At 70.2% G+C, this 26,369-nt stretch carries 20 protein-coding genes and 3 pseudogenes; 17 read left to right on the top strand and 6 right to left on the bottom strand.

Annotation, left to right across the window (positions count from 1 at the left end; translation table 11 throughout):
• Positions 1-23: 23 nt before the first annotated feature.
• Positions 24-845, bottom strand: a complete 822-nt coding sequence (locus ABT001_RS24760) for a zf-HC2 domain-containing protein (RefSeq protein WP_351281387.1) — start codon at positions 843-845, stop codon at positions 24-26.
• The gene (locus ABT001_RS24765; RefSeq protein WP_351281389.1) at positions 842-1,402 is read right to left on the bottom strand and encodes an RNA polymerase sigma factor; all 561 of its coding nucleotides are present in this window, start codon (positions 1,400-1,402) and stop codon (positions 842-844) included. Before ABT001_RS24765 ends, ABT001_RS24760 begins: the two co-directional genes overlap by 4 nt.
• Before the next feature lie 494 nt (positions 1,403-1,896).
• Between ABT001_RS24765 and ABT001_RS24770 the strand changes: the two are divergent.
• The 11 genes and pseudogenes from ABT001_RS24770 to ABT001_RS24820 form a co-directional block, all read left to right on the top strand.
• Positions 1,897-2,623, top strand: a pseudogene (locus ABT001_RS24770) (helix-turn-helix domain-containing protein); the annotation flags it as partial.
• Positions 2,623-2,916: pseudogene (locus ABT001_RS24775) on the top strand (SGNH/GDSL hydrolase family protein); the annotation flags it as partial. The pseudogenes ABT001_RS24770 and ABT001_RS24775, both read left to right, overlap by 1 nt.
• A gap of 825 nt (positions 2,917-3,741) precedes the next feature.
• Positions 3,742-5,196 carry an acyltransferase domain-containing protein gene (locus ABT001_RS24780; protein ID WP_351281392.1) on the top strand — a complete coding sequence of 485 codons (1,455 nt, stop codon included), beginning with the start codon at positions 3,742-3,744 and terminating at the stop codon, positions 5,194-5,196.
• The gene (locus tag ABT001_RS24785) at positions 5,193-11,264 is read left to right on the top strand and encodes an SDR family oxidoreductase (RefSeq protein ID WP_351281394.1); all 6,072 of its coding nucleotides are present in this window, start codon (positions 5,193-5,195) and stop codon (positions 11,262-11,264) included. The genes ABT001_RS24780 and ABT001_RS24785 overlap by 4 nt, the downstream gene beginning before the upstream one ends.
• 17 nt (positions 11,265-11,281) lie before the next feature.
• Positions 11,282-12,301 (top strand): 3-oxoacyl-[acyl-carrier-protein] synthase III C-terminal domain-containing protein, encoded by a 1,020-nt coding sequence (locus ABT001_RS24790; protein WP_351281396.1) that lies wholly within the window; start codon positions 11,282-11,284, stop codon positions 12,299-12,301.
• An 8-nt stretch (positions 12,302-12,309) separates the two neighbouring features.
• Complete coding sequence (locus ABT001_RS24795; protein WP_351281399.1) at positions 12,310-13,773, top strand: cytochrome P450; 1,464 nt, start codon at positions 12,310-12,312, stop codon at positions 13,771-13,773.
• Positions 13,774-13,777: 4 nt separating this feature from the next.
• A complete protein-coding gene (locus ABT001_RS24800; protein ID WP_351281402.1) occupies positions 13,778-14,887 on the top strand; it encodes a Rieske 2Fe-2S domain-containing protein in 1,110 nt (369 codons plus the stop codon).
• Between the two features lie 108 nt (positions 14,888-14,995).
• A complete protein-coding gene (locus tag ABT001_RS24805; protein ID WP_351281404.1) occupies positions 14,996-15,889 on the top strand; it encodes a 3-hydroxyacyl-CoA dehydrogenase family protein in 894 nt (297 codons plus the stop codon).
• Positions 15,886-16,188: an acyl carrier protein gene (locus ABT001_RS24810; RefSeq protein WP_351281407.1), complete on the top strand. Its 303-nt coding sequence runs from the start codon at positions 15,886-15,888 to the stop codon at positions 16,186-16,188. The genes ABT001_RS24805 and ABT001_RS24810 overlap by 4 nt, the downstream gene beginning before the upstream one ends.
• Entirely contained in the window at positions 16,181-17,287 is a 1,107-nt protein-coding gene (locus ABT001_RS24815) for an acyl-CoA dehydrogenase family protein (protein WP_351281410.1), read from the top strand. The genes ABT001_RS24810 and ABT001_RS24815 overlap by 8 nt, the downstream gene beginning before the upstream one ends.
• A 51-nt stretch (positions 17,288-17,338) precedes the next feature.
• A complete protein-coding gene (locus ABT001_RS24820) occupies positions 17,339-18,454 on the top strand; it encodes an HAD-IIIC family phosphatase (protein WP_351281412.1) in 1,116 nt (371 codons plus the stop codon).
• Here ABT001_RS24820 and ABT001_RS24825 read toward each other — a convergent pair whose 3' ends face one another.
• The 4 genes from ABT001_RS24825 to ABT001_RS24840 all read right to left on the bottom strand — a co-directional run bounded on the left by ABT001_RS24825 (position 18,455) and on the right by ABT001_RS24840 (position 22,495).
• A complete protein-coding gene (locus tag ABT001_RS24825; RefSeq protein ID WP_351281415.1) occupies positions 18,455-19,117 on the bottom strand; it encodes an O-methyltransferase in 663 nt (220 codons plus the stop codon). It lies immediately after the preceding gene.
• A gap of 435 nt (positions 19,118-19,552) precedes the next feature.
• Positions 19,553-19,891 carry a lysine transporter LysE gene (locus tag ABT001_RS24830; RefSeq protein WP_351281417.1) on the bottom strand — a complete coding sequence of 113 codons (339 nt, stop codon included), beginning with the start codon at positions 19,889-19,891 and terminating at the stop codon, positions 19,553-19,555.
• 263 nt (positions 19,892-20,154) lie between these two features.
• Entirely contained in the window at positions 20,155-21,531 is a 1,377-nt protein-coding gene (locus ABT001_RS24835) for an IS1380 family transposase (RefSeq protein WP_351281420.1), read from the bottom strand.
• Between the two features lie 169 nt (positions 21,532-21,700).
• The gene (locus ABT001_RS24840) at positions 21,701-22,495 is read right to left on the bottom strand and encodes a MerR family transcriptional regulator (protein WP_351281421.1); all 795 of its coding nucleotides are present in this window, start codon (positions 22,493-22,495) and stop codon (positions 21,701-21,703) included.
• Positions 22,496-22,573: 78 nt separating this feature from the next.
• Here ABT001_RS24840 and ABT001_RS24845 point away from each other — a divergent pair, with 78 nt between their 5' ends.
• The 6 genes and pseudogenes from ABT001_RS24845 to ABT001_RS24870 all read left to right on the top strand — a co-directional run bounded on the left by ABT001_RS24845 (position 22,574) and on the right by ABT001_RS24870 (position 26,265).
• Positions 22,574-22,936, top strand: a complete 363-nt coding sequence (locus ABT001_RS24845; protein ID WP_351281424.1) for a nuclear transport factor 2 family protein — start codon at positions 22,574-22,576, stop codon at positions 22,934-22,936.
• Positions 22,937-22,974: 38 nt separating this feature from the next.
• Complete coding sequence (locus ABT001_RS24850; RefSeq protein ID WP_351281426.1) at positions 22,975-23,760, top strand: SDR family oxidoreductase; 786 nt, start codon at positions 22,975-22,977, stop codon at positions 23,758-23,760.
• A gap of 505 nt (positions 23,761-24,265) precedes the next feature.
• Positions 24,266-25,174 (top strand): helix-turn-helix domain-containing protein, encoded by a 909-nt coding sequence (locus ABT001_RS24855; protein ID WP_351281428.1) that lies wholly within the window; start codon positions 24,266-24,268, stop codon positions 25,172-25,174.
• Between the two features lies 1 nt (position 25,175).
• A pseudogene (locus tag ABT001_RS24860) lies at positions 25,176-25,399 on the top strand (YciI family protein); the annotation flags it as partial.
• Between the two features lie 302 nt (positions 25,400-25,701).
• The gene (locus ABT001_RS24865) at positions 25,702-25,857 is read left to right on the top strand and encodes a hypothetical protein (RefSeq protein WP_351281430.1); all 156 of its coding nucleotides are present in this window, start codon (positions 25,702-25,704) and stop codon (positions 25,855-25,857) included.
• 150 nt (positions 25,858-26,007) lie between these two features.
• A complete protein-coding gene (locus tag ABT001_RS24870) occupies positions 26,008-26,265 on the top strand; it encodes a hypothetical protein (protein WP_351281433.1) in 258 nt (85 codons plus the stop codon).
• Positions 26,266-26,369 lie beyond the last annotated feature (104 nt).

Consider the following 26,369-nt stretch of genomic DNA (forward strand, 5'->3'; position numbering starts at 1 on the left):
AGATGGTCAGATGGTCGAAGCGGTCATCGGGAAGCCCCGGGAGCAGTGGTGTAGGCGCCCCGGCCGATCACCACGACACCGGCGCCGAGCGAGAGCAGCAGGCCCCACACGGGCAGGCTGTCCGTGTCCAGGAAGGCGGACTCGCTGCGAGTGAGCAGGGACGGCACCAGAACTCCGGCCGCCCATACGGCCATCAGGCCGAGCGCGGCGCGGGCCACCCCGAAGACGCCGCCGAGCGCCAGTGCCGCCGAGGTCAGGGCCAGACAGGGCAGCAGCCACTGCGCGGCCGACACCCCCGCCGGCCAGCCCGCGGCCAACAGCGCGGGGACGACCACGGCCAGCACGGACGCGGTGCGTCGCAGCACCAGGTGCAGCCCCGCCCGTGGGGTTGCCGCCGTCAGTTCGTACGCCGGATCGAGCCCCCGCGACCAGGACGCCGCGACCCCGCCCAGCGGCAGCACCGGGGCCAGCAGCAGCACCAGCGACACCTCGCCGAACACGGGACCGGCCAGGTCCAGCGCCAGCGCGATCAGGACCACACCGACGGTCATCGCCAGCCACGGGGCCATCACCGGCGTCAGCCAGGCCGACAGCCACACGGGGCGCCGCCGCCGTGTCGGCATCGTGGTGGCTGTGCCCAGGCTCCGTTCCAAGCCGCACCAGGCGGTGGTGACGAGCGATGCGATTTCCGGCGCCCCGGTTTCCACGGCGTCCGAGAGCCGGGTGCGGCAATTCGCGCAGTTCTCCAGGTGTGCTTCCAGCGCCCACAACTCGTCGGTGCCGATGTTCGCGTCGCCGCGCGCGTAGTCGCCGATGAGCCGTACCGACACGTGCTCTCCGCTCATGCCAGTGCCTTTCGCATCGCGATCCGGGCCCGGCGGGCACGGGTCTTGACCGTGCCCTCGGGCAGCCCGAGCAGGGCGGCGGTCTCCCGGACCGACAACCCGTCGAGCACCGTGGCCTGCAGTACCTCTTTGAGTTCCGGTGCCAGGCGCCGCAGAGCGTCGCCGACGTCACCGCCGACGCCTGCTGCGAGCGCCTCCTCCTCAGCCGCAGGGGCCGCGACCCACGCGACGGCGGCCGGCGGCGGTTCGGCATGATGGGCACGGCGCCGGAACGCGTCCACGAGGCGGCGTGCCGCGATCGTCCACAGCCATCCGACGGTCGTGCCACCGACCGCGCTGCCGGCGAACGCACCCGCGGCGCGCCACACCGCCAGATACGTCTCCTGCATCACCTCGGCGACGATCTGCTCGTCGGAGCAGCGGCGGCGCAGCCGTACGGCCATCCACGGCGACGTACGCCGGTACAGCTCCTCGAACGCGACGCGGTCGCCCTTGGCCACCAGGTGGACGAGGCGCTCCTCGTCCACCTGGTGCAGCGCATTTCTGTCTGCTCTCACACCTGCTGGACGCCAGGCCGGGCCGACAGGTTTTCCCTAAGGGGTGATTTGCATCACATGCGGGGTGGGGGTGACGTCGACCGAAGCGGCAGCGAGTGCCCTTCAGGACCATGCCGCCCTCCGGAGCATGGGAGACGTACGGGCACGCGACGTCGTCGGCGCAGCCTGTGATGCGCTCGTCGCCGGACTCGACAGCCCCGGGCTGTGAACCCTGGCTTGCCTGCACACGTGTTGAAGCGGACTGCGGCGTGCACGAATTGCTCCCACAGGTTCTCGAAGAGCGCGGCCTCACCTTCCATCCGGTCGCCAGTGATACCGGCAAGGAAGCCGCTGTACGCGCGCTCGCCGCGAGGCCCCGCTGAAGAAGCGTCAGTTCGACTGAACCCACCGGACTCCCGGGGCGCCGGTATGAACCATGTCACCAGCCGCAAGCGGCGGTCATCAGTCCTTGGACGGTGAGCTTTCTGGGCTGGGCGGCTCGTACATTGGCGAAAGTGGAGGACCATACGGCTACCGGGATCGCTGTACGTCCGGCGCCCGCCTTGCGGCAGTACGTCGACTCGTATGTCGGTTTCGACCTCCGCGGGCTCCCGGGGGTGCACTGCGGCCCGCCGAGCCGTGCGCTCACCGCGGTGATCAGTCTGTCAGACCGTTTGGAGATGGCGGCGGGCGTTGACGACGGGTCGCCGGTCACCCGGTTCTGCAGCGTGGCCGGCGGTCTGATGCGCCGCTCCGTCGCCGATCCACCACGACGGACGCCAGCAAGGCGTGCAGGTATCGCTGACACCGCTCGGGGCCCGGGCCATCTACGGCATGCCTGCCGCCGAGCTCGCCCACCGACTGGTCCCACTCGACGAGATTCTCGGAGCGCTTGCCGTCGAGCTGATCGACCGTCTCCGAGCGGCGACGACATGGACAGCGCGGTTCACCGCGCTGGACGAATTGCTCCTCCGAGCCATCGGCCGCGGCGTCGGCGGCGACCGTGTGCCCCAGGAGCGCCCCGAGGTGGCCGAGGCGTGGCGCCTCCTCGTCGCCGCGCGGGGTTGCGTCCAGGTCGGTGCGGTCGCCGCGCGACTCGGCTGGAGCCGTCGATACCTCACCGAGCGGTTTCGCGGTGAGGTGGGCCTGTCACCGAAGGCCTTCGCCCGAGTCCTGCGCTTCGAGCACGCGCACGAACTGGCGACGGCGCAGGACCCGCTCCCGTGGGCCGATGTGGCAACAGCCGGATGATCGCCGAGGCCGCCGCCACCAACGAGGTGGCTTACCTTCCGCTCCACGAACGACAGATCGAGGACCTGCGCCAAGCGGACCCTCCACCAATTCCATACCGGGAGTTGACACCCGCAGCGGCCGTCGGCGTCCTCGTCCAGCACGCAGTGCTGCGCCGCAGCCTCGACACGATCTCACGGCGCCGAGGTCTTGTGCTCACGACCGACCGCATCCACCAGAACAGCCGCGGCGCCACCCATATCGCTGAGGTCATCGACGCCGGTCTGCTGACTCGGGGCGCGTAGCTGGTTCCGGCGCCCGGCCGGTCGGACGCCGTCTGCGCGCGGAGGTGGCATCCGATCCGGGCGGTCGACGCCTGGGGTCCGCAACGGCTGCCGCCGGCCTCGGAAGGTCACCACGCGGCCGGGCTGTTCGCTCTCTGTGGAACGCGTGGAGCCCCGAAGGAACTGTTGCCCCGAACCTGACCACGGCTCCACCGCGGCCGGTTCCGAGAACCCCGCTTTCGAATCGGACGTCAAAGGGGCGTCGAAGAGTCGGCAAACAAATACCAAACAAACATTGTGTCCGCTTCGGTGAACCGATCGGGGTTCTTGACGCCCTGGACCAGGCGTCCGATCTCGGCCATGTCGGCTCGTCAAAATTGGATCGAATTCCCGACGGAACGATGTTTGAGGACCTGGATCGTGCCGGATCGAAGCGGGGCACTGCGGCGGCTAACGTGTCAAATGACCGGCCGCTACTAACACGGCGTCCCGCCTGACGGCAAGAGCGCAATCGCCTTCCACTGTTACATGATTGGAAAATGGTGGGCGCAATCGCTTTAGGCCGAAACTGGATCGTTGACCCCCCGGGAGGCGCGCAGCTACCTTCAATGGCAACCCCGTTCAGCAGGAGAGATTCGGTTCGTAAAGCACACATTCGCTGGAATCGTAATCAACGAGGGGTGGCCAGGGGTGCATCTGTTCTCACCCGCCGCCCAAGTGCAGTCATGCAAGGGACATTTTTCGTCGCACCGTCGTGTGCGTTTCGCGGCCCCGGTCGGCCATGCGAATTAGCCTGCGGTCGGGACAGAGATGAGGGTGATGCACGTGGTGAATACTGTCTTTGTCATGCCCGGTACGGTGGCCGCCCCACGTGGGGGAATACTGGGTGATTTACATAACCGCTACGACGCTGTACGTGAAACGCTGTCCCGCATCGACAAAGCGGCCGGGGAAATGGGGCTGCCCAATATCAGTGCGCGGCTGATCGAACACAACGGGACGAGCGACCGGCGCGGCCCGGAGGTGCAGTATCTGGAGATCTTCGCGGTCAGCATCGCGACGCACCACATGCTGATCGCCGAAGGGGCCCGGCCCGTCGCCATCGTCGGGCAGAGCATCGGTGAGCTGTGGGCCCTGGCCGCCGCGGGACACCTGTCCGTGGAGGACGCCGCGCGCCTGGCCGTGGTCCGGTCCCAGGTACTGACCCGGCAGAGCTGGGACGGAAAGATGCTGGCGGTCGGGGTGGACGGCCACAGGGCGGAGTCGCTCGCCGGGCTGATCAACCATCCCCACCTGGTACTCGCCTGCGAGAACGCCCCCCGGCAGAGCGTCATCAGTGGCCCCGAAGCGCTGATCGAACAGGTGGAACAGGTGGCCGACGCACTGGGCTGGCCGAGCTTCCCCCTGGGCGTCCCACATCCGACCCACTCCCCGGCCATGGCGCAGGCCGCGCGAGACCTGCGGGCGACCGCGCCCCGCGTTCCGTACGGGGCCGGACGCTGGCGGGTGCGCTCCCCCTGGCTGGGGCGGGACATCGGCGACGACGACCCGGTCGACCTGGTCGCCGGCGCGCTCACCGCCCGCGTCCGGATGCTGCACACGATCCGCGACCTGCACGCGGCGGGCGCCGACGCCTTCGTGGAGTGCGGGGAGTGGCCCGTCGTCACCAAGTTCGTCGAGGCATCGGTCCCGGGCGTGCGGTGTGTCGTCCCGCTGAGCGAGAGCGATCCGGTCGGAGCCGTCCGGGCGCTGGTCACCGAGGCCCCCGCGGGCGGCCCGTTCCGCTCCGGCGTGCCGGCGCCGTCGAGCAACGGACACGGCCCTGCCGCGCAGGTGAGTGTGCCCGTGGCGGCCGAGCAGGTTCCGGTGCTCCCCGCAGCCGTTCCGCTGCCCGGTGCGTCCGTACCGGCAGCCCCCGTGTCCTATGTAGCCCCCGTGGCCTCTCCCTCTCCCGCGCCCGCGCTGCCGGTCGCACCCGTCGCCGTCGCCCCGCCCCTGGCCGCCGCAGCCCCCGCCGTCGCGCCCACGTCCGCCGGGTTGGACTACGAGTCGGTGCTGGCCGAGTTGCAGACTCTGTACGGGGATTTCCTCGGCTATCCGCCGGACCTCCTCGGTGAGGACGACGGTCTCGAGTCCGAACTCGGTGTGGAGTCGCTCAAGCAGGTCGTCCTGCTGGGGCGGGTGTCCGACCGGTTCGACCTGCCCGATCTGCGGGGGAACTCCTCCTTGCTGACCGTCGGCACCCTGCGCCGGATCGCGGAGACCGTCGTACAGGCGCGGGCGGGAGCTGCTGGGCGATGACCTCCACAGACAGCCTGCGAGGCCGGGTCGCACTGGTGACCGGAGCCGCGAAGAGCCTCGGCGCGGACATCGTCCGCCGCCTGGCACAGGGCGGTGCCCATGTGATCGTCAACTACTTCCACTCGGTCGAGCAGGCGGAGCTGCTGCGGGCCGAGCTGGAGCGGGCTGGTCACAGCTGCGAGTTCATCCGTGCCTCGGTGGCCAAGACCAGCGAGATCGACCGGATGTTCGATCTGGTCCAGGAGCGCCACGGCGGCCTGGACATCCTGATCAACAACGCCGCGGGCGGGGCCTTCCTGCCTCTGTTCGACATCGACGACACCTACTGGCAGCGGGCGTGGTCCACCAACGTGATGGGCGCCTACCACTGTTCGCGCCGAGCGGCCGAGCTGATGAAGGGCCGAGAGGGGGCGAGCATCCTCTGCCTGTCCAGCGTCGGGGCACACCAACCGGTTCCGGGTTACGGTCCCGGCGGGGTCACCAAGGCGGCGCTGGAATCCCTGGTCCGCTATCTGGCGCTCGAACTGGCCGGCCAGGGCGTCCGGGTCAACACGGTGCTGCTGGGCTCCGTCGACAGCGAGATCGTCGTCAATCTCGACGACCCGTCGGCGGTGCACACCGACCCGGCGGGGACCAGCGAGTTGATGCGCCGTACCCTCTCGACGCCGGACGCCGCCAAGTTGATCTGCCATCTCCTGCATGAGGACACCGCCTTCATCACCGGGCAGACCATCGTCGCCGACGGCGGGATCAGCATCGGCGGGATGCAGGGCATGCGGCTGCACAGCAGGCTCGCGGACCAGGTGAGTGGGCCCGCCCGGCGCCAACCGGCCCCCTCGGCGGTGACGACGCCGCCGGAGGCTCACCGGCCCGCCCCCGAGCGGCCGGCGGCCCCCGTTCCGGTACGTACACCGGAGCCGTCCGCCGCGCCGGCCGCTGCCCTGCCGACACCCCCACCGTCGCCCGCAGCGTCCGCGCCGGCGCCTGCACCACCGGCGGCTGCCCCCGCGCCGGACGGAACGCCGGATGAAGCACAGGAGACGGATCCCGGCGCCGTCGCGGTGGTCGGTCTCGGCCTGGCCCTGCCCGGCGCGAACAACACGGCAGAGTTCTGGGACCGCCTGCGGGAGGGCGTGCTGCTCTCCAGCGAACCGTCCGCCTTCGACCTGAAGCACTTCTGGGCCCCCACCCGTGAGGAGACCGACGCCTTCTACGTCCGCGAGGCCGGGTACCTCCACGACTTCGTCCCGGACCCCGCCTCGACCGCCGAACCGGACGGGAACGCCGACCACCCCGGCTGGCCGCGGACCACCCGCTGGCTGCGCCACTGCGCCGTCCAGGCGCTGGCCGGCGTGAACCGACGCGCGACGGACCGGTGGCTCGCCGCGACCACCGGTATCCACGACCAGACCGGGCTCGGCCCCCAGGGCGTCGTCCTGGGGGACGAGTACCGGCGGATGGTGCGCGACGCCCTCCCGGCCGATGCGGACGGTGAGTGGCTGGCAGAGCTGGCCGACCACGCGCTCAGCGCGCACTACGGCGGCGACGGCGGGGATCCGAAGGCGTACCTGCCCGCGTCCGTCTCCCGCAACGCGCTGCGCGGGCTGATCCCCGCCGACTCCCAACATCTGACCCTCGACGCGGCCTGTGCGAGTGGGCTGTTCGCCGTGGACGCCGCGGTCAAGGCGCTGCGCGAAGGATCCTGCGACGTGGCGCTGGCCGGCGGGACCTCGGTGATCGAGCCGATCGGGTTCACGCTCTTCTGCCGCGCCCAGGGCATCTCGATGAGCGGCAGGGTGCGCCCCTTCGACCAGGCGGCCGACGGCACCCTGATCGGTGAGGGTGCCGTCGTGCTCACCCTCAAGACGTACGCGCGGGCCGTGGCCGACGGCGACCCCGTCCTCGGTGTCATCCGGGGCACCGGTCTCGCCGCCGACGGCCGGGGCAAGGGCATTCACGCTCCGGCCACGCGCGGGCAGGAGCTGGCGATCGCCCGGGCCTGGGCGGACGCGGGCGTCGAGGCCGACGACGTGGACTGGGTCGTGGCGCACGGCACCGGCACGCCGGTGGGCGACGAGATCGAACTGCGCTCGCTGCTCTCCCGTCTGGGGACGCGTGAGCGGGCCTGCCTCCTGACGTCGAACAAGCAGGTCTTCGGGCACACCGGCGTGCTGGCGGGCCTGGTGTCCGTAGCGCACGCGCTGGTCGCCCTGGAACACGGAGCGGTTCCCGGTCAGCCCGTGGTCACCGACCCGCATCCGCTGCTGGGTGACGGCACCCACCTGACCGTCCCGGTCAAGGACGCGCCCTGGCCGGCGGAGGAGGCACGGCCGCGCGTGGTCGGGGTGTCGTCGTTCGGCCTCGGCGGGGCGGACGCGCACGTCGTCCTGTCCGACCGCGTGCCGCGGGCCGCCCCCGCGCACAGGCGTGGAGACGACGCGGCCGCCGGCGCCGAGGACCTGGTCGTCGTGGGCTGGAACACCCACCTGCCCGGTCTCGACGCCGCCCGGGTGCCCGCCTGGCTGGCCGGTGACGGCCCGCTCCCGGAATCCGGCTTCGGTACGCCGTACCCCCTGCCGTCCCCACGGGACGTGCGCATCCCGCCGCTGACGATGCGCCACATGGACGCCGCCCACCTGATGATGCTCGAGGCCCTCGGCCCGCTGCTGGACCAGCTCGGGGAGCCGGGCACCAGCCTGCGGCCCACCACCGCGGTGATGGTGGGATCGACGCTGCCGACCACGCACAACACCCAGGCCGCCCTGCGGGTGCACGCCCGAGAGGCCGCCACCACGTTCGACATCCTGCCCGACCCGGTTCAGGCGCGGACGCTGAGGGAGTACCTGGCGAAGGGGATGGCCGAGGCGAAGGGGGTGATCCCCGGCGACCTGAACGAGGACGACTTCACCGGCGCGGTCTCCTGCATCCTTTCGGGCCGGGCTGCCAACTACTACGACTTCCAGGCCATGGGAGCAAGCCTCTACTCCCAGCGGGACTCCACACACACGGCTGTCGACCTGGCCCTGCGCCAGCTCCGGCACCGGGCCTGCGATCTGGCCCTTGTCGGAGCCGTATGCCTGCGACCGATCAGCGGCTGGGACCGCTACCTCGACGGCCTGGTGCCTCAAGGCCGGTCCATCGCCGAAGGTGCCGCCGTGCTGGCGGTCACCCGGCGCTCGACCGCACTGGAGCACCGCCTGCCCGTCCTGGGCACGCTCTCCACCGCGGTCGACGGTGCCGGTCCCGGACACCCGGCCACGCCCGCGCACGACCTGTCCGTGCTGGCCGACGCCGGACACACCTATCTTTCGCTGGACGCCCTGCTGACGGTCCTCAAGGGGGTCGTCACCGCGACGGACACCGTGGTGACGCCCGCCGCCGCCGGATCGCCGCCGATCCGGTTCACCCGGCCGTCCGACGACCGGCCCCGCAACTCCCCGAAGGCCGCCGTACGTACCGGGCCGGAGGAGTCCGTACGTACGGAAACGAGTCACCCCGCGAGGACCGGACCGGTACCCGCCGCGCCCGGACGAACGGAGGAGTTCACCGGCCGCCGCCAGACCCTCCGGCTCGTCCCGACGCCCCCGCCGCCCGGGGAGCCGGGCACGGCGCCGATCCCGCCGGGCACCGTCGTCCTCACCGACGCCCCGGATCTCGCGGCTGCGGTCACCGGCCCCGACACCGCCGTCTGGTCGCCGCGAGCGGGCGTCGGGGCCGCCGACCACGTACCGGCTGAGGAGGCCTCCGGCGCCCTGGCCCGCCTGCCGTTCGTCCCCCGTCACATCCGGGTGATGTCCCGGCTGCCCGTCCACGACGATCCGGGCGACGAGGCCGAGGCCACCCGGCTGGAAGATCTCCAGGACCTCACGTTCACCACCCTCCAGGCGGCACTGCCCGCGCTGCGTACCGGGGGCTCGCTCAGCGCGGTCCTGCTCGGGGACGTGCCGCACGAACTGCCACCCCCGCTGAGCGGCTTGTTCACCGGCCTCATCCGATCCGTCCGGGCCGAGGTCCCGCAGTGCGGCGGGGTAACCCTGCTCAGCGACGCACCGGACGCCGCCACCGCCCTGGACCAGCTCGCGCGGGCGGGCACGGCCCAGGTACCGACGCACACCCTCGTCCACCGCGCGGGCAACTGGCTGACCCTGGCCGTCGCGGACGACCACGCGCCACCGCTCCCCGCAGGAGAGGCCACGCTGCCGCCCGGCGCGGTCGTGGTCGCCTTCGGTGGCGCCCGGGGCATCACGCCTGAGCTTCTCCACGCCCTCGCCCGCACCAGCGAACGGCCGCACGTGTACGTCATAGGCCGTACCCCGCTGCCGGAGACCGGCGACGCGCTGCCCCCGCAGGCCGAGTTCATGGCCGCCGAACGCCGCAGGCGCCCCGACGCGTCGGTACGCGAGCTGCGAGCCTCGTACGACAAGGCCGAGGCGCGCCTGGAAGTGCACCGTACGGTGGAACGGCTGGCGGAGCTGTGCGGCCAGGACCGTGTGCACCACCGGGCGTGCGACATCCTGGACGCCGAGCGCACCACCGCCGTCCTCACCGAGGTCCTCGCCCGGCACGGAAAGATCGACCTGCTCGTCAACACCGTCCTCGACCTGCGGTCGCGTGCGCTGCACGCCAAGACCCTGACCGACTTCCGGGCGGTCCGGACCACCAAGGCGACCGGCTACCGCAATCTCAAACGGGCCCTGGCCGGCCGTCCGCCCCGGATCTGGTGCAACTTCAGCACCCTCGCCACCCTCGCCCCCGCGCCCGGTGACATCGACTACTGCGCCGTCAACGAGTACCTCGCGTACGCCAGCGCCCAGGCCCAGAGGCAGGGCCCGGACGGCCACCGGGAGGTCGCGGTCCTGTGGAGCGGGTGGCGGGAGGTCGGCGTCGCCAGCAGCGTCAGCATGCGCGAGACCCTCAAGCGCAACCAGATGGACGCCTACATCAGCACCGCACAGGGACAGGCACAGTTCCTGTCCGCCGTGACCCGGCCACCGGCCGGCGGGGTGTCGTTCTTCATCCGGGAGGAAGAACGCCGCCTGCTGGCCCTGCGCGGGATCAGCACCCACGGGGCGGCCGCCGATCCGCGTGTCCCCGCCCCGGACGCGCCACCGGCCGCCCCGCCGGATCCCGAACTGACGACGCCACTGCTCGACGGCGTCCAGTACCGCGGCGAGCACTGGGCCGTCTTCACCAAGACCTGGGATCCGCTCACGCTGGCCGAGCAGGACGGCCGGTGGATGCGCCACCACCGGGTCAACGGCGAGTACACACTGCCCGGTACGTTCACCCTGGAGGCGGCGGCCGGCGCGGCCGCGGCCCTGTGTCCCGGTCTCGTCGTCACCGGGTTCCGAGGCCTCTCCTGCCGGACGTCGATCACGGTCAGGCTCGGCGGACCGCTGCGCACCGTCGCGGTGGAGGCCCGGGTCACCAGCCGCGAACGCGACCGCGCCGAGGTGTCCGTCAGGATGACGGCCCACCGGCTCGGCAAGAACAGCAAGGTGCTGCGCTTCAACGACCTGCTGTGCGAGACGAAGGTCCTGCTGGCGGATCGCTACCCCGCGCTCGCCGGCCCTCCCGACTGCTCGTCCCACGAGCCCGAACCCGATTTCGCGATGCCGGTCTACACCTCCGATCCGCCGATCTCGCTCACCGGCCCGTTCGCCGGCACCAGCGACTACGCCCGGGGCCCGGACGGGAACAGCGCCAGGTTCGGTCTGGACCACGACGCCTGGGCTCCGGCCCTGGCCGGGATGACCGTGCCGACGATCCTGCTGGACGCGATGGTGCACCTGTTGTTGCTGCCGCCGCACGGTGACAGCCCGCCGTCGGTGGGCCCGATGGCCGGCCTCGACGAAGTCGATCTCGGCGGGCCCGGCAACGACTGCCGGCTCAGCGCGGAACATCCGGCCATCCGGCTGCACTGCGACTACGCCACCGGGGACCTGACCGCGGCGACCGGTGACGGCCGGGTGCTGGCCCGGATCGCCGGGGTCACCGCACACCCCCTGGACCACAGCGGAGAGGTGATCCGGCCCCGCGCGCGCGTTCCGCAGTCGCCCCTTTCGTGACAGCCGAGGAGACAGCAGTGTTGTGGCAGGACATCACGATCGCCGGGACCGGAGCGTGGGTACCCCCCATCAGGCCCGCAGAGCAGGAGCCGCAGGGCGGGCCGGGCACCCGGCAGCCCTCGACCCTGGCGCTCAACGGATTCACCTCGGCCGCCGTCTCGACGGACAACACGGCGACACAGATGGCGGCCCGGGCGGGCCTCAGGGCGCTGCGCCACGCGGACGTCCCCAGTGCCGACCTGAGTCTGCTCGTGCACGCCGGCTTCCAGGACGGAGACCACTACACGCCCGTGGCCTATCTGACGCGGGTGCTGGGCGGGAAGGACACCACCGGGATCGAGGTGGGCGCGGCCAGTGACGGTGGGGCCGCCGCACTCGTCACCGCTGCCGAACACCTCACCGCCCGACCGGCCGCGCAAGCCGCGCTGGTCACGACCGGTGCCCGGTTCCCGGACGAACGATGGGGATACTCAAGGGAGTTGGGTTACGTCGCCGGTGACGCCGGTGCCGCCGCCGTCCTCACACGCGGTACGGGCTTCGCCCGTCTGGTGGCGACCGCCCATGTCACCGAACCACAACTGGAGGCGCAGACCCGGGCCAGAGAGGGGTACACCGGTGCCGCCCGGCGGTTCCCGGTCGAGGAGACCGGGTTCATGCCCCACATCGAGGTGCTGCAACGTGCCACCCACCGCTGCATCGGGACCGTTCTCGACGAGGCCGCCGTGAAACCGGCGGACATCTCGCACGTGGTGCCCATCGCGATCGGGTCGGTCGTCCTCGACCTGCTGCTGAGCGGCTCCCCGCTCGGCCTGCGTGCCGACGACACCACCTGGACCTACGGCCGGCACCTCGGCCACGCCGGCCCGTCCGACGTCCTGCTCGCCCTCGACCGGACGTTCCGCTCCGGCACCCTGCGGGCCGGGGACCGTGTCCTCGTCGTGAGTTTCGGGGTCGGCTTCCGCTGGACCACCGCCCTGATCGAAATCACCCGGGATGCCGTCGGCGCGGCATCAGCCGGTGGTTCACCCAAGGAATGAGGTCGTCCATGACAGACACGAATACCGCGACCGCGGCGTCGGTTCCGCTCGCTCCCCGGGCCCTGCCGCTGCTGGGCCACGCGCTGCCTCTACTTCGCGATCCGCTGGCGTTCATCATGTCCCTGTCCGGGTACCGCGAGATGGTCCGCGTCCGGCTGGGACCGAGTACCGCCGTCATGGTCTGTGACCCGGCCCTTACCCGGCAGGTGTTCCTGAACGACCGCGTCTACGACAAGGGCGGCCCGATCTACGACCGGATCCGCGAGGTCATCGGCGACGGCCTCTCCACCTGCTCGTACACCCTGCACCGACGGCAGCGACGGCTGTGCCAGCCCTCTTTCCACCCCACCCGGCTCCCCGGGTACGGCGCGGTGTTCGCCCGGGCGGCGGAGCTCAAGGCCGGTTCCTGGCACGACGGCGATGTCCTGGACGTCACCCAGGAAATGATGACGCTGACGACGCGAGCCACCATGGAGACGATGTTCAGCGGCGCGCTGCCCGAGGAGACCATGCGGCGTGCCCTGGCCGACACCGCCACCATCGTGAGCGCGTTCTTCCGCCGGATGATGACGCCGGCCCTGCTGCGCCAGCTGCCGACTCGGCAGAAACGGCGGTACGACCAGGCACGGCACCGGCTGTCGGACACCATCGCGGAGATCATCGCCGAGCGGCGTGCCGATCCGACGGACCGTGCCGATCTGCTGTCGACGCTGGTCGGGGCGGTCGACGAGGAGAGCGACGACGGCCAGAAGCAGCTGAGCGACGCCGAACTGGCTGACGAGGCACTCACGTTCTTCCTCGGCGGTATGGAGACCACGGCCATCACCCTGGCCTGGGCGCTGCACCTGCTCGCCACGAACCCGGAGATCCAGCGCCGCCTCCAGGCCGAGACCGACAGCGTCCTGGCCGGCGGGAAGCTGGATGCCGCGCACCTGCCGTCGCTCGACCTGGCCTCCCGGGTCGTGACAGAGACGCTGCGGCTGTACCCGCCCGCCTGGATGATGACCCGCACCCTCAGGAAGGACGCCGAACTCGGCGGAGTACGGCTCAAGAGCGGGAGCACCCTGGTGCTCAGTGCGTATCTTCTGCACCGCCGGTCCGACCTCTTCACCGATCCCGATCGGTTCGACCCGGACCGCTGGCTGGGCGTCCAGCCCGACCGGGCCTCCTACATCCCTTTCGGCGCGGGCCCCCGCAAGTGCATCGGGGACCAGTTCGCCCTCACCGAGGCCGTCCTGGCCCTGACCGCCATCGTCTCCCGCTGGGAGCTGACCCCGGCCGGCGAGCAGCCGTTCAAGCCCAAGGTGGAGACCAGCCTGAGTTCGCGAGGGCTGACCCTTCGGCTCAGCGAGCGGCGGACGGGCAGCGCCGGCAGCACCGAGCTGCACGCCGCCTCGCCGCGGTCCGCGCCTGCCCAGCCGTCCACCCCCAGGGCGGGAGCCTCCGCCTGCCCGGTGCAGCACCAGGAGTGACGCCATGAAGCCTCACCTGAAGCCGCTGGTGAAGCAGCTTCTCAGCTCCCGCGAGGTCGGCCGGCCCGGCGCGGCCCCGGCCGACACCCTGCACGCTGCCTCCCGTCCTTACCCGAACGGGTGGTTCTGTCTGGCCTTCAGCGACGAGCTCAGACGCGGGTCCGTCACGACGCGTCCGCTCGCGGGCGCGGAGGTCGTCCTCTACCGGACGACCCGGGGTCTGCTGCGGGCCGTCCGGCCGCGGTGCCCGCACCTGGGGGCGCATCTCGGGGTCGGCGGATCGGTCGAGGGCGAGGACATCGTCTGCCCCTTCCACCGCTTCGCGTTCGACCCGACCGGCGCCTGCGTACGTACCGGGTACGACAAGCCACCGCCGAAGGCGTCGCTGTCGCAGTACCCGGTCTGCGAGGTCAACGGCTCGGTCTACGTGTGGTGGCACGCCCTCGGTCTGCCCCCGGAGTGGGACGTCCCGGCCCTGCCCATGGATGAGCGGCAGCCGTACAGCCACGACACCTTCGACATCGCCGGCCACCCGCAGGACGTCATCGAGAACGCGTTCGACTGGGGTCATCTGCCCGCGCTGCACGGCCTCAAGGACCTGGAGATCGGGGGCGCACCGGTGGCCGGGAAACCGATCAGCACCGTCACCGCCACCGCCCGCGGCACCATGATGCGCGGGTCCCGCCAGTCGTACACGCTCACCGTGATCGGACTGGGCACCATCGCGGCGAGGACGGTCCTTCCCAAGGACGCGGGCAACCTGTACGTGATGCTCCACGCGACCGCGACCGGCGCGGGACGCATACATCTCCGGTTCGGTACGAAGCTGGAGCTGGCCGGCATCCCCGGCGTGCCCGAGCGGATCGGGCGCGCGGCGGCGCTGCCCGCCGCCCGGCTGCTCAGCGCTGTCCTCCAGCGGGTAGCGAGCGTCGACACCGGCGCGGACCTGCTGATGTGGCACCACCAGGAGCACGTCGAACACCCGAAGCTCGCCAAGGGCGACGGTCCCATCGGCCGGTACCGGCAGTGGGCGCAGCAGTTCTACACGGAACCCACGGGCGGTCACGCACCACCGTGGCCTTCCCGGGCCGAAGCGGGCCGCTCGGAGGAATGACCGCGGCGGCGGCGCGGGGGTCCTTCCTTGGCCGCCGCCTCGGCGATCACCGTGATTCGACGTAGCCCGGAAGCCTCCCGGCCGGGCCGGGACCGAAAGAAGGACACCATGGCAGCGGAGAGCGGTACGCCCGGCGCCGGGCTGCGACTGGCTGTGCTCGGAGCGGGGGTGATGGGGTCGGGCATCGCCGCGCTGGCCGTCGGACACGGGATCGCGGTGTCGCTGATCGACCTGGACCGGCGCCGGCTGGACGAGGCACCGGCGAGGATCGGCCACCAGGTGCGGATGGCGCAGCTGATGGGCGCGCTGCCGGACGGGGTGACCCCCGGCGCCCTCGTCACCGGCCTGTCGCTCGCCGATCTGGTGACGGCCGGCGACGCGGCACCCACCGCGGTGATCGAGGCGGTCACCGAGGACGCCGACGCGAAGGCGAAGGTTCTCGCGGACTTGTCCACCCTGGTCGCGCCGGGCGTCCCGATCATCTCGAACACATCGGCGATCCCCATCGACGAGCTGGCCCGGGCGGCGGCCCGGCCGGAGGATCTCATCGGCACCCACTTCATGAATCCGCCCTACCTGATCCGGACGGTCGAGGTCATCCGGGGTACGTGGACCGGCGAGGCGACCCTGGACGCGCTGAGGGCGCTGCTCGCCGCGCTGCGCCGGGAGCCGATCGTCGTCGCGGACGCGCCGGGTTTCGTCACCAGCCGGATCCTGCACCCCATGATCAACGACGCGGTCCGGGTGGTGGCGGCGGGTACCGCCGACGTCGAGTCGGTCGACCGGCTCATGCAGGGATGTCTGGGTCATCCGACAGGTCCGCTGCGCACCGCCGACCTCATCGGGCTGGACAACCTGGTCGACTCGCTGTGGGTGCTGCACAGCCGGACCGGAGACGAAGGCTGCCGCCCCAGCGACTTGCTGCTGGAGATGGTGCGGGCCGGCCACCTCGGCCGCAAGAGCGGGCGCGGCTTCTACGAGTACGAGGGAGAACAGACATGACCACGTCACCCGACCACCCGGTGCCGGAACCCGTCGGCGACGCCGGCACGGTCCGGACGGACCTGCTGCGATTCCTGGCGAAGCACACGGGGAGGGAGTGGGCGACCGACGCGGACGTCTTCGGTAACGGTGGGCTGTCCTCCATTTTCGCCATGGAACTGGTGGTGCATCTGGAGAGGACGTACGGCATCGCCATCCGTGGCGCCGACCTGCGAATGGACAACTTCCGCACCGTGCAGCGGATGGGCACACTGGTCGAGCGGCTCCGGCAGCCGGCCCCCGGCAGTTCCGGTGCGTGACGCCGTCGCCGCAGCGGCCTCGGCGGTCACCGAACTGGTCGGCGACCGGGCGTCCGACTGGGACCGGGCGGGCCGGCTGCCCGAGGACGTGGTGCGGAGACTCGGTGCGGCCGGGCAGCTCACCACCCAGATCCCGGCGAGGTACGGCGGACCTGGGTGGAACAGCGCGGACAGCGGCGAGTTCACCGCCCACGTCGGCAGTCTGTGCAGCTCGCTCCGGAGCGTCATGACCTCGCAGGGCATGGCCGCCTGGACCGTCGAACGGCTCGGTGACCCGGAGCAGGCGTCGGATCTGCTGCCGCGGCTGGCCTCGGGCGACACGGCGGCCGTGGCCTTCAGCGAACCTCAGGCGGGCAGCGATCTGTCGGCCATCGCGACCACCGTCACCGTCGACGGCGACACCCTGTCGCTCACCGGGCGCAAGAAGTGGGTGACCGCCGCAGAGTACGCCGACGTCTTCCTCGTCGTAGCCCGGATGGGCGACGACGGTGCCGTGGTGGTGGTGCCCCGCGACGCCCCCGGCGTCCAGGTGCGGCCGGTGGACGATCCCCTGGGCTGCCGGGCGGCCGGGCACGCGGAGGTCCTGCTCGACGACGTGCGGTTGCCGCTCGGCAGCCTGCTGGGTGGCGGACGGCAGCCACTGTCCATACTGGTGACGACGGCCCTGGCCTATGGCCGGATCTCGGTCGCGTGGGGGTGTGTCGGAATCCTACGGGCCTGCGTGAGCGCGGCCGTCGACCACGCCCGCTCCCGCCACCAGTTCGGCCGCCCACTGGGCCGGCACCAGCTCGTCGCCCGGCACCTGGCCGACCTGTGGACCGCCGAACAGGTCGCCACCCGCGCCTGCGAGTACGCCAGCCGCCGCTGGGACGAGAACGCCCCCGACCTGGTCACCGCCGTCGTGATGGCGAAGTACGTCAGTGCCGGGAACGCGGCCAGGGGCGCGGCCACCGCGGTGCAGGTGCTCGCGTCGGCCGGGGCTCGGGACGGTCACCTCGTCGCGCGGGCGTACCGCGACGCCAAGCTCATGGAGATCATCGAGGGCAGCGACGAGATGTGCCAGCTGATCCTGGCCGACCACGCGCTCAGCCGGCGGTGACCTCACCCGTGGCCGCCCTCAACACCAGTACGTCATCACAAGGAGCCGAACATGAGCGACACCGCGCCGGAGGCCCCGCCCGGGACCGTGAAGTGCCTGGTCTGGGACCTCGACAACACACTCTGGCACGGCACACTGCTGGAGGACGAGAACGTCGTCCTGTCCGAGGCCAACCGTGAGTTGATCATCGGTCTGGACGCGCGGGGCATCCTGCAGTCGGTGTGCAGCCGCAACGACCATGACGTCGCCTGGGCACGGCTGAAGGCCCTCGGCGTGGCCGAATACTTCGTCGTCCCGGAGATCGGCTGGGGGCCCAAGTCGGACGCTGTACGCCGGATCGCCGACCGGCTGGACTTCGCTCCCGGCACCATCGCGTTCATCGACGACCAGCCGGCCGAGCGGGCCGAGGTCGCCTTCCACCTCCCCGAGGTGCGCTGCTACGCGGCACAGGACGCGGAGACACTGCTGTCCCTGCCCGAGTTCAGCCCGAGGTCGGTGACCGTCGACTCGCGACAGCGCCGGAGGATGTACCAGGCCGGCTTCCGACGCGCGGACGAGCGGGAGCGGTTCGCCGGTTCGTCCGAGGACTTCCTGCGCTCGCTGGACATGCTGATGCGCATAGAACGGGCCACGGACGACGAACTTTCGCGGGTCGAGGAACTGACCCTGCGCACCAGCCAGATGAACGCCACCGGGGTGCATTACCCGGACGAGGTGCTGCGCGCGCTCCTCGCCTGCCCGAGGCATGAGGTTCTGGTCACGACACTCACGGACCGCTTCGGGCCGCACGGTGCCGTGGGCGTGGTGCTGCTCGAGAAGCACGAACGGGCGTGGCACCTCAAGCTGCTCGCCACCTCGTGCCGTGTGGTGGCGTTCGGCGCCGGCACGATCATCCTGAACTGGCTGGTCGACCAGGCAGCCCTGGCCGGTGTCCATCTGCTGGCGGACTTCCGCGCCACCGACCGCAACAGGGTGATGGAGATCGCCTACCGGTTCGCGGGCTTGGACGAGCAGTCGTGCGACTGCCGGGACGAGGTCTCGGGAAGTTCCGGTGAGGATGTCCTGTTGCTGCACCTCACCGCCGAGCGGCGGGAGCCCCCGACGACGGTGCGGCTGATCGCTCCGGACCTGGCCGACCGGGCGCCACCCCGGGCCCACCGACAGTGATCACCTGCGGCGGACCAGAGTGATGCCGTCGGCCATCGGGAGCATGCAGACGTCGACCCGCCGGTCGTCCCGGATGGTGGCATTGACCGCACGGACACCGGCAGTGTCCGCGTCGTCGGCGAGGGGGTCGATGACCCGGCCGAAGAAAAGCGTGTTGTCCACCACCACCAGCCCGCCCGGCCGCACAAGTCGCAAAGCCAGTTCGTAATAACGAGGATAATTCGCCTTGTCGGCATCTATGAAAACGAGACCGAAGCTGTCGGAAAAACCGTCGGCGAGCATCTGTCCGAGAGTCTCGGTAGCCGCGCCGATACGAAGCTCGATACGCTCGGAAACGCCCGCGCGCCGCCAGTAATCGGCGCCGATCTCCGGCCATCGCTCGGTGATGTCACAGGTGATCAACCGCCCGTGCGGTGGGAGGGCGCGAGCCATGCACAGGGTGCTGTAGCCGGTGAAGGTTCCGATTTCCAGCACGTCGGCGACGCCCGTCGACGCGATCAGGAACGCGAGGAACTGCCCTTCTTCCGGCATGACCTGCATCGATTCTCCATGGGGTAACTCCGCGGTCAGCTGTCGCAGATCACGGAGAATGTCGTCCTCCCTGAGAGAGGACTCCCTGACGTATTCCAGAAGCTTCGATCCGACTGCAGTCTGATTCGCCATGGCGACAACCCTAGATGATTCGCCACCGGAATTGAACAGTGCATTACCGGGGCCACGTCGAGGGGTACCCGGATCCGAACTCCCGTCCCGCGGCGGTCGAGACGGTGCCGTAGACGAGTAGGCGTTCTTCGCCGGGGGAGCCAGTGGTGACGCGGCGGCCCCGTGGAGGTGGGCGGGCTGTCCTTCGGTTTGCCGTCCGTCGGCTGTGGGCTGCAGCCGACCAGGTGGCGCCGGTACAGCAGCGGCGAGCGCAGCGACGCGGCTACGGTGCACAACGGACTCCAGGGGCCCAGGTAGTGATGCCGCATCATGTCCACAGCGGGTGGCGAAGTGGTGACAGCGGGCCCTGTGCGCTGGTGGTAGCCCGAGTGGGCCGTCACAAGGCGCCGCAGGACCGGGGCTGCTTCGAAGCGGCGGCCGGCCGCCGGACTCTTTTCACAAGCAGCCGCAGTCCGAGCCGTAGAAGAACAGGAAGACAGCCGTCGCGGCGGCCAGGGTGAAGCCGCCTGTGGCCACAGCGGCCACGCCCCGACGGCGGCGGTCCTTCGAAGGATTACGGAAGGCACCCCAAGCGCCGTATGCGAGGAACAGGCTGAGCCCGCCGGCGCCCGCGACGGTCAGGCGTGGGCTGAAGGACCAGCTCAGGTAGGCGATCAGACCCAGAGAGAGAAGCAGGGCGCATGCCAGCAGACCGAGGATCACCTCGGCAACGGCCTCGCCCACCAATTCCATCAGGAACTCGCCGATTCCCTTCGCCATTCTGCGGGCCCCCACGGCACTCCTCCGTCTTCGTGAACGACGAGGCCCTCGAAGAGAGGCCTTGGAACGGAGGACTCACCCTGGGACGAAATGGTTGCCGAGGTACTCAAGGCCCTTAGCCTCGAAGTTTCATGACGGTCCGCCGACGGAGTCGGTGGGCCGTTTCGTGCCGTGGATTGCGAGTGGACAGGCGGGGGGCCCGAGTCTCGTCTCGGGGTGACGCCGGGTTCCACTGCTCCGGTGGCGGGCTGCTGTCGTAGGGGTGTGAAGGTTGCTGGTCAGTCGGGGTTCGGCAGGAGTGCGAGCTGGTTGAGGGCGTCGGTGATCACGTCGGTCCAGGGCCAGTGCCGGGCGAGGCGGAGGACCCGCCTGCGACCGGTGGTGACGAGTTGTCCGGCTGCGGTGAACAGGCGGAGTCGCAGGCGGCGGGGTTCCCAGAGCCGGGCGGTGCCGGTGAGGGCGAGCATTGGCATCCAGGCCAGCAGGTCGAGGGCGACCTGCACGATCTCCAGCCAGATGCGGTTTTGGGCGGTGCGGTGCAGAGGCAGGTTGCGCAGGCCGGTGGCGCGGGCGTTTCGGATGCGGTCCTCGGCGCGAGCCCGCAGCCGGTGACGCAGTTCGAGCTCGGCGATCGGGAGATTGGCGGTGTTGGTGGCAAAGCACGTCAGCCGCAGGCCGTCCGCATCGGTGATCCGCAACTGGGCGCCGGGGTGCGGTCGTTCCTTGCGGACGATCAGCCGCATCCCCTTCGGCCAGCCGGTCAGGACGTCGCCGGTGAGTTCGGCGACCCAGGCGCCGTCGCGGATCCCGCCGCCGGTCTCGACCGCCGGCGTCCAGGCGGATGCCGGAACCTTCAGCACGTGGCTGTGGATCTGCTCGGTGACGGTCATGCCGACGGAGTAGGACAGCCACCGTCCCCGCTGGGCGAGCCAGGTGACGAAGGTGTGGGTGCCGCCGGCGGAGTCGGTGCGGATCAGGGTCCGGCGCCCGCGCCGGTACTCCTTCGGCAGCTGAGCCAGGGCCAGTTGGGTGGCGGTGACGTGGTCGTCCGCGGTGTTCGAGCCCGCGTTACCCGGTCTGAGTAGAGCCGCGACCGGCTCACCGGTACCGCCCGGCCCGTGGTCGACGAACCCCATCAGCGGGTGGTGGCCGTAGGTTCGCTTCCAGGTGGGTGCGGCGTCCTCCTTGTCCGAGTGTGCGATCACCAGCACCCCGTCGAGGTCCACGGTCACCGCCCCGTCCGCATTCGGCGCCCGCTCGCCGGCCACCGTCCAGACGCGGGCGCGCGCTTCGGCCCGGGCAGCACGGACCGCCGCCAGAGCCTTCTCCTCGGAGGCGGCGAGGGTGTCGATGAGGCGGGAGACCGTCGGGTCGGAGGCCACGGGCCCGAACACAGCCGGCTCCGCCCGCAGCATGCTGGCATCCGCGAGGCAGTCACCGCCCAAGGCGACCGCCAGGGCGACGTCCAGGCGGACCTTGCCCGGATCGTGGACGGCCCTCGGCTTCCGCCACGGCATCAGCGCCGCTGATATCGCGGTGTCCAAGCCGGCCTTGCGTACGGTCTCGACCAGCAGCACGCCCCCGGCCTGCGAGACCACCGTCCGACCGCCGCTCTCGACGCGGACACGCGGGTACGACCCGATACGCTTCTCCACCGGGAGTACCTCATTTCGTCCAGCCAACAGGACCCTAGAAGAGTCCAATGGTTGCAGTTCAGGAGTGCTCTCTGCTTATTTGATCAAGCCTCGGTGCTCCAACTCGTGAGAGCGCGAGGCTCAACGTGTGCGCCACGTCGTTCCAAGACTCCGCACCGCACTGACCGCCTCAGGTGACACGGAAGACCGGCCAGCCGATCTCGGTACGCCACGCAGCGGGATCGCTGGTGTCGCGGGGGCCGACAACGTAGACCTCCCGCACCGGCCCGGCCACCGACATCGCGTTCTCCACCACCCAGGTCCCGAGTTCGCCGTACGTGACCTCGATGCCGTCGTGCTCGCCGACATGGGTGGTGACCGCAAGTTCCGCGGCCGGCAGACTCACGGGGTGCACGCGTCCGGTGCGAGGTGGCACAGCGGACGGCAGGTAGACGAGCGCGTGCCCGTGCTGGTGCTCGAAGAGGGCGTTGTCGTACATGCCGCCTGGCGGTCCGGTCACGGCGGTGCCGACGGCCGCCTCCAGTTCGGCCATCGCGCCTGCGTACCAGGTCTCGATGTCGCGATGCCCGACTACGGCTTCCACCGCCGCGACCGTCCGGGCAGTCTCTGCACGTAGCTCGACGTCGATGGGCGCGGGGTCGGGCCGCAGCAGGCGGCGCAGCGAGACGACTGCGGCCCGGGTGCGGTCGAGCGCATCCTCGAGGCGTTGCAGGTGGTCTGCGACCAGCGCCGCCCGGACACCGGGGTCGGGGGTGCGGAGGATCTGCTGCACATCGTTCAGGGGGACGTCGAGCTCGCGGAGCCGGTGAATGACCTGCGCGGTCGGGATTTGGCCGACGCCGTAGTAGCGGTAACCGGTGGTCTCGTCCACCACGGCGGGTTCCAGCAGGGCCGCCTCGTGATACCGGCGCAGGGTCCGCACGCTTAGGTGGGTCAGCCGCGAGAACTCGCCAATGGTCAGCATCCCCTCATTCTGGACTCTCCCCCAGGGGGAGAGTCCATGGCTTGACTCTCCCGCGCCGCGAGGTCACACGGTGGGCTCATGACACAGCACACCGATCTTCCGTCCGATCTGCTCCCGACCACCGTGCGCCAGTTCTTGGCCGCCCACATCGTCCACGACGCCGACACTGCCTCGTCGTTTCTCACCGAGGACGCGGTGATCGTCGACCAGGACGAGACCTTCCACGGCCGGGAGGAGACCCACGCGTTCCTGCGGGACGCCGGGTCCGAGTTCAAATACACGACCGAGCAGGTCGGCGCTCACCGCGTCGATGACACCCACTGGGTGGTAACCGTGCGGCTCGAAGGCACCTTCCCGGGAGGCGTCGCCGAGCTCGTCTACCGGTTCGCGCTGCGGGACGACCTCATCGCCGAACTCGTCATCGCCAACCACCCGGCCTGACTCAACCCGCACCACCTCAATCTTCAGTGGAGAGAAAAATGTCTAATTCAGACCGCGATCGTCTCAACGGACGCCGGGCACTGGTCACAGGCGGTTCGAAGGGCTCGGGCAAGGCCGTCGTAGAGAGACTGCGAGAGATGGGTGCCGACGTATGGACCACGGCACGCACGATGCCCGACGGCTACGAGCGCCCCGACCGGTTCATCGAGGCGGACACCTCCACGGTGGGCGGTGTAGAGGCTGTGGTGTCGAAGATCTCTGAGGGAGGCGCGCTGGACATCCTGGTGCACGTTGTCGGAGGATCGTCAACCCCGGCCGGCGGGTTCGCTGCCGCGACCGAGGAGCACTGGCTGGCGGAGCTCAACCTGAACTTCCTGGGGGCTGTCCGCCTGGATCGAGCACTGCTGCCGGCCATGGTGGAGACGGGATCAGGAGTGGTTGTCCACGTCACGTCGATCCAGCGTCAGATGCCGCTGCACGACGCGACGTTGCCGTACGCGTCAGCGAAGGGTGCCCTGCGTACGTACAGCAAGGGTCTCGCGAACGAACTGGCCCCACGAGGCGTGCGAGTAAACGCCGTCAGCCCCGGGGGGATTCAGACCGGAGCGTATGCCGGCTTCATCGACCAGCTCGCCAAGGGCAACGGACTGACCCGCGAAGAGGCGGAGCAGAGCCTGATGGATTCCCTCGGAGGGGTTCCCATCGGAAGGTTCGCAACGACGGAAGAGATCGCGGACCTGGTCGGCTTCCTCGTGTCGGACCGAGCCTCAGCCATTGTGGGCGCGGAGTATGTCATCGACGGCGGCACAGTTCCAACCGTCTGAGCCAGACACCGGTTCCGAGCAGCCACTCGCGAACAACACCGACCCGGTGACGGAACCCCCTCCTTCACAAGGACCACGTGGGTACAACCCGATTGGCTGCTTCACCTAGAGAGCGCCTCTTTCCGTGCAGCCAACAGGACCCTAGGAAGGTCCAATCGCTGCAGTTCAGGGGTGCTCTCTGCTTATCTGATCAAGCCTCGGCGCCCCAACTCGTGAAAGCGCGAGGTTAGACGGAGCTGGGCCTCTTCCGGGTGCTCTCCTCGTCGGGTCGATCCATGCCAGGGCTGGCTTGGGTCATCACCGCGATCGTGCTCACCAGTGGTGCCCGCTGTTCCACCGCCTGAACTGCCCGCCACGCCTCCGACGTCCCGGGCTCACGCCGCTTCGGGTATCTCGCACCACGAAGGCGGTCTCGCTGTAGACGCCGAGACGCGGGCGTCGATCGGCCGTATCCGGGACTGAGGCGCTTGACTCTCCAGCCGCCGGAGGGCTGAGGATGTGGCTCATGGACGATGAACGCCCCGACATGCTCACCATCGGCTGGCTCGCGCGCCGCACCGGACTTCCGGTGCGTACCCTGCGCTTCTGGTCCGACGAGGGGGCTGTGCCGCCTGTGGCCCGCTCCGCGGGCGGCTACCGGTTGTACGACGCCGGGTCCGTGGCCCGTGTCGAGCTGGTCCGTACCCTGCGGGAGCTGGGCCTCGGGCTCGACCACGTATGCCGCGTCCTGAGCGGCCGCACCACGGTCGCCGAGGCCGCCGAGGTGCATGTGGCCGCGCTCGACGCGCAGATCCGCGCACTCAAGGTGAGCCGGGCCGTCCTGTCCACCGTGGCGAAACGGGACTCGACCCTTGAGGAGACAGCACTGATGAACCGGTTGGCGCGGCTTTCCGCCGCCGAGCGCAAGCAGATCATCGACGAGTTCAAAGAGGAGGTGTTCGGCGACCTCGACGACCCGCGCCTGCGCGACCGCATACGCACCTACAGCATCGAATTGCCCGACGATCCCACACCTGAGCAGGTCGACGCCTGGATCGAATTGGCCGAACTGGTGCGGGACCCCGGCTTCCGCGCCCGGTTGCGCACATGGATGGAGCTCAACGCGCCCGTACCGGGGCAGGGCCGTCCTCCCGGGGCGTCCATCTGGTGGGCCAGAAAGATCGCGCAGACCGTCGCGGAGGTCAGAAAAGGCGGGATCGCCCCCGAGGGGCCGGCAGCGGCCGAGGTGCTGTCCGAACTGTTCGGAGACGCCGACCGGACCGCCGTGCTGCGCAGCCTGGAGGCCGGGATAGAGGCAAGAGCGGATCACTACCGCAGGCTCGTCGCCCGTGTGCGCGGGCAGGCCTCGTCTCCCGACGCGACCAAGGAACTGGAATGGCTGGCGCGGGCCCTGCGCGCCGCGGATCAGACCTGACCTGGCACACGGCCTCGCCACGGGACAGGCCGCCGACCTCGCGGTGCCGCTCGACCGGGACGAGCTGATCGCCTACGAGCCGCGGCTGTCCGACAACGGCGCCATCCTGCTGGGGACGGCGGCGTTGGTCCGGAGGCCGGACCTGGACCCGGCATGCGCCATTCCGAGCCCGGGCCGATACGCCGACCTTGGGTGCACAACCGGCAGTCCGGCAGGCGGTCGTGATGACCGACGACATTCAGGCCGTCATCACCGTCGAGACCCTTGGGATCCCTCAGCATCCAAGTGTTTCACCCGAACCCACGGAGGCATCGACCTGACGCACACCGATGGACTCCGTGGGTTTCGCGCTGAAGGACCCCTGGGCAGTGTCGTCAAACACCTCGTCTGTGTCGGCGCGCGGACCAGTACGAGCTCGGTCCCGTACGTAGTGCGGTCGGCAGCCATCGGCGTTGTCATAGCCACCTGTAATCGTGATCGGTGTGCGTGAGGTAAGTAAGCCGGAAGAGTGTGAAGTTGCTGATGTCGTGACCACGCCGCAGGAGTGGCGTGTCTTCCTGGAGCGATACGGCGAGCTGGACGTGCACGCTTATTCAGACGGCGACGAGTTGGTCGATCTGCTGGAGGAAGAGGAGCTGGAGGCTTTCGACCGGCGGAGCGGGATATGCCCCGTGGCTGGGTGAAGCCCCTGCTCGGGAGGAAGCTCTGGCGGCGGCAGAGCGGCTGGGGGTGCGGTTCCCGCCAGGCGTGCGGGGATTCTTCCTGGCGAGCGACGGGTGGACGCCCCTGGCCGCCTCCTGGGTGGGGGGTGTCCGCCCGTGCGACCGTGTCGTGTGGATGCGGGACAGCGAGGCCGGAAGAAGTGTAACGAGATCTACGACTCGATCCCCGGCAACGAAGAAGAAGTCCAGCTGTTTCGCCGGTCTGTCGAGATTGCCCAGAGGGAGGACTTCTGGTTGCTCGACCCGACCGATGTCGGCCCAGACGGAGAGTGGGTCGCCCACAAGTTCGCACCGAAGTACGGCAACCCCAGTAGGTACCCCAACTTCTACGCGCTTTTCCGTTCCAGTTACAACTACACGAAGGGGTAGGAGTTGTGGGGCCCTGACCCCGAGATCTGAACACGGTTATGCCGCTTGTGCCAGCGTAGTTGGTGTGTGGTGGATGAAGCTTTCCCTTGATCGTGGACACCTGG

This window comes from Streptomyces sp. NPDC002793 (assembly GCF_040295485.1).
GTDB lineage: Bacteria > Actinomycetota > Actinomycetes > Streptomycetales > Streptomycetaceae > Streptomyces.

What these genes read in the sequence shown, in the direction of transcription:
- ABT001_RS24760 (WP_351281387.1), bottom strand. Translation starts at nt 845, where the DNA reads ATGAGCGGAGAGCACGTGTCGGTACGGCTCATCGGCGACTACGCGCGC.
- ABT001_RS24780 (WP_351281392.1), top strand. Translation starts at nt 3,742, where the DNA reads ATGCCCGGTACGGTGGCCGCCCCACGTGGGGGAATACTGGGTGATTTA.
- ABT001_RS24785 (WP_351281394.1), top strand. Translation starts at nt 5,193, where the DNA reads ATGACCTCCACAGACAGCCTGCGAGGCCGGGTCGCACTGGTGACCGGA.
- ABT001_RS24795 (WP_351281399.1), top strand. Translation starts at nt 12,310, where the DNA reads ATGACAGACACGAATACCGCGACCGCGGCGTCGGTTCCGCTCGCTCCC.
- ABT001_RS24800 (WP_351281402.1), top strand. Translation starts at nt 13,778, where the DNA reads ATGAAGCCTCACCTGAAGCCGCTGGTGAAGCAGCTTCTCAGCTCCCGC.
- ABT001_RS24805 (WP_351281404.1), top strand. Translation starts at nt 14,996, where the DNA reads ATGGCAGCGGAGAGCGGTACGCCCGGCGCCGGGCTGCGACTGGCTGTG.
- ABT001_RS24810 (WP_351281407.1), top strand. Translation starts at nt 15,886, where the DNA reads ATGACCACGTCACCCGACCACCCGGTGCCGGAACCCGTCGGCGACGCC.
- ABT001_RS24820 (WP_351281412.1), top strand. Translation starts at nt 17,339, where the DNA reads ATGAGCGACACCGCGCCGGAGGCCCCGCCCGGGACCGTGAAGTGCCTG.
- ABT001_RS24825 (WP_351281415.1), bottom strand. Translation starts at nt 19,117, where the DNA reads ATGGCGAATCAGACTGCAGTCGGATCGAAGCTTCTGGAATACGTCAGG.
- ABT001_RS24840 (WP_351281421.1), bottom strand. Translation starts at nt 22,495, where the DNA reads ATGCTGACCATTGGCGAGTTCTCGCGGCTGACCCACCTAAGCGTGCGG.
- ABT001_RS24845 (WP_351281424.1), top strand. Translation starts at nt 22,574, where the DNA reads ATGACACAGCACACCGATCTTCCGTCCGATCTGCTCCCGACCACCGTG.
- ABT001_RS24850 (WP_351281426.1), top strand. Translation starts at nt 22,975, where the DNA reads ATGTCTAATTCAGACCGCGATCGTCTCAACGGACGCCGGGCACTGGTC.
- ABT001_RS24855 (WP_351281428.1), top strand. Translation starts at nt 24,266, where the DNA reads ATGGACGATGAACGCCCCGACATGCTCACCATCGGCTGGCTCGCGCGC.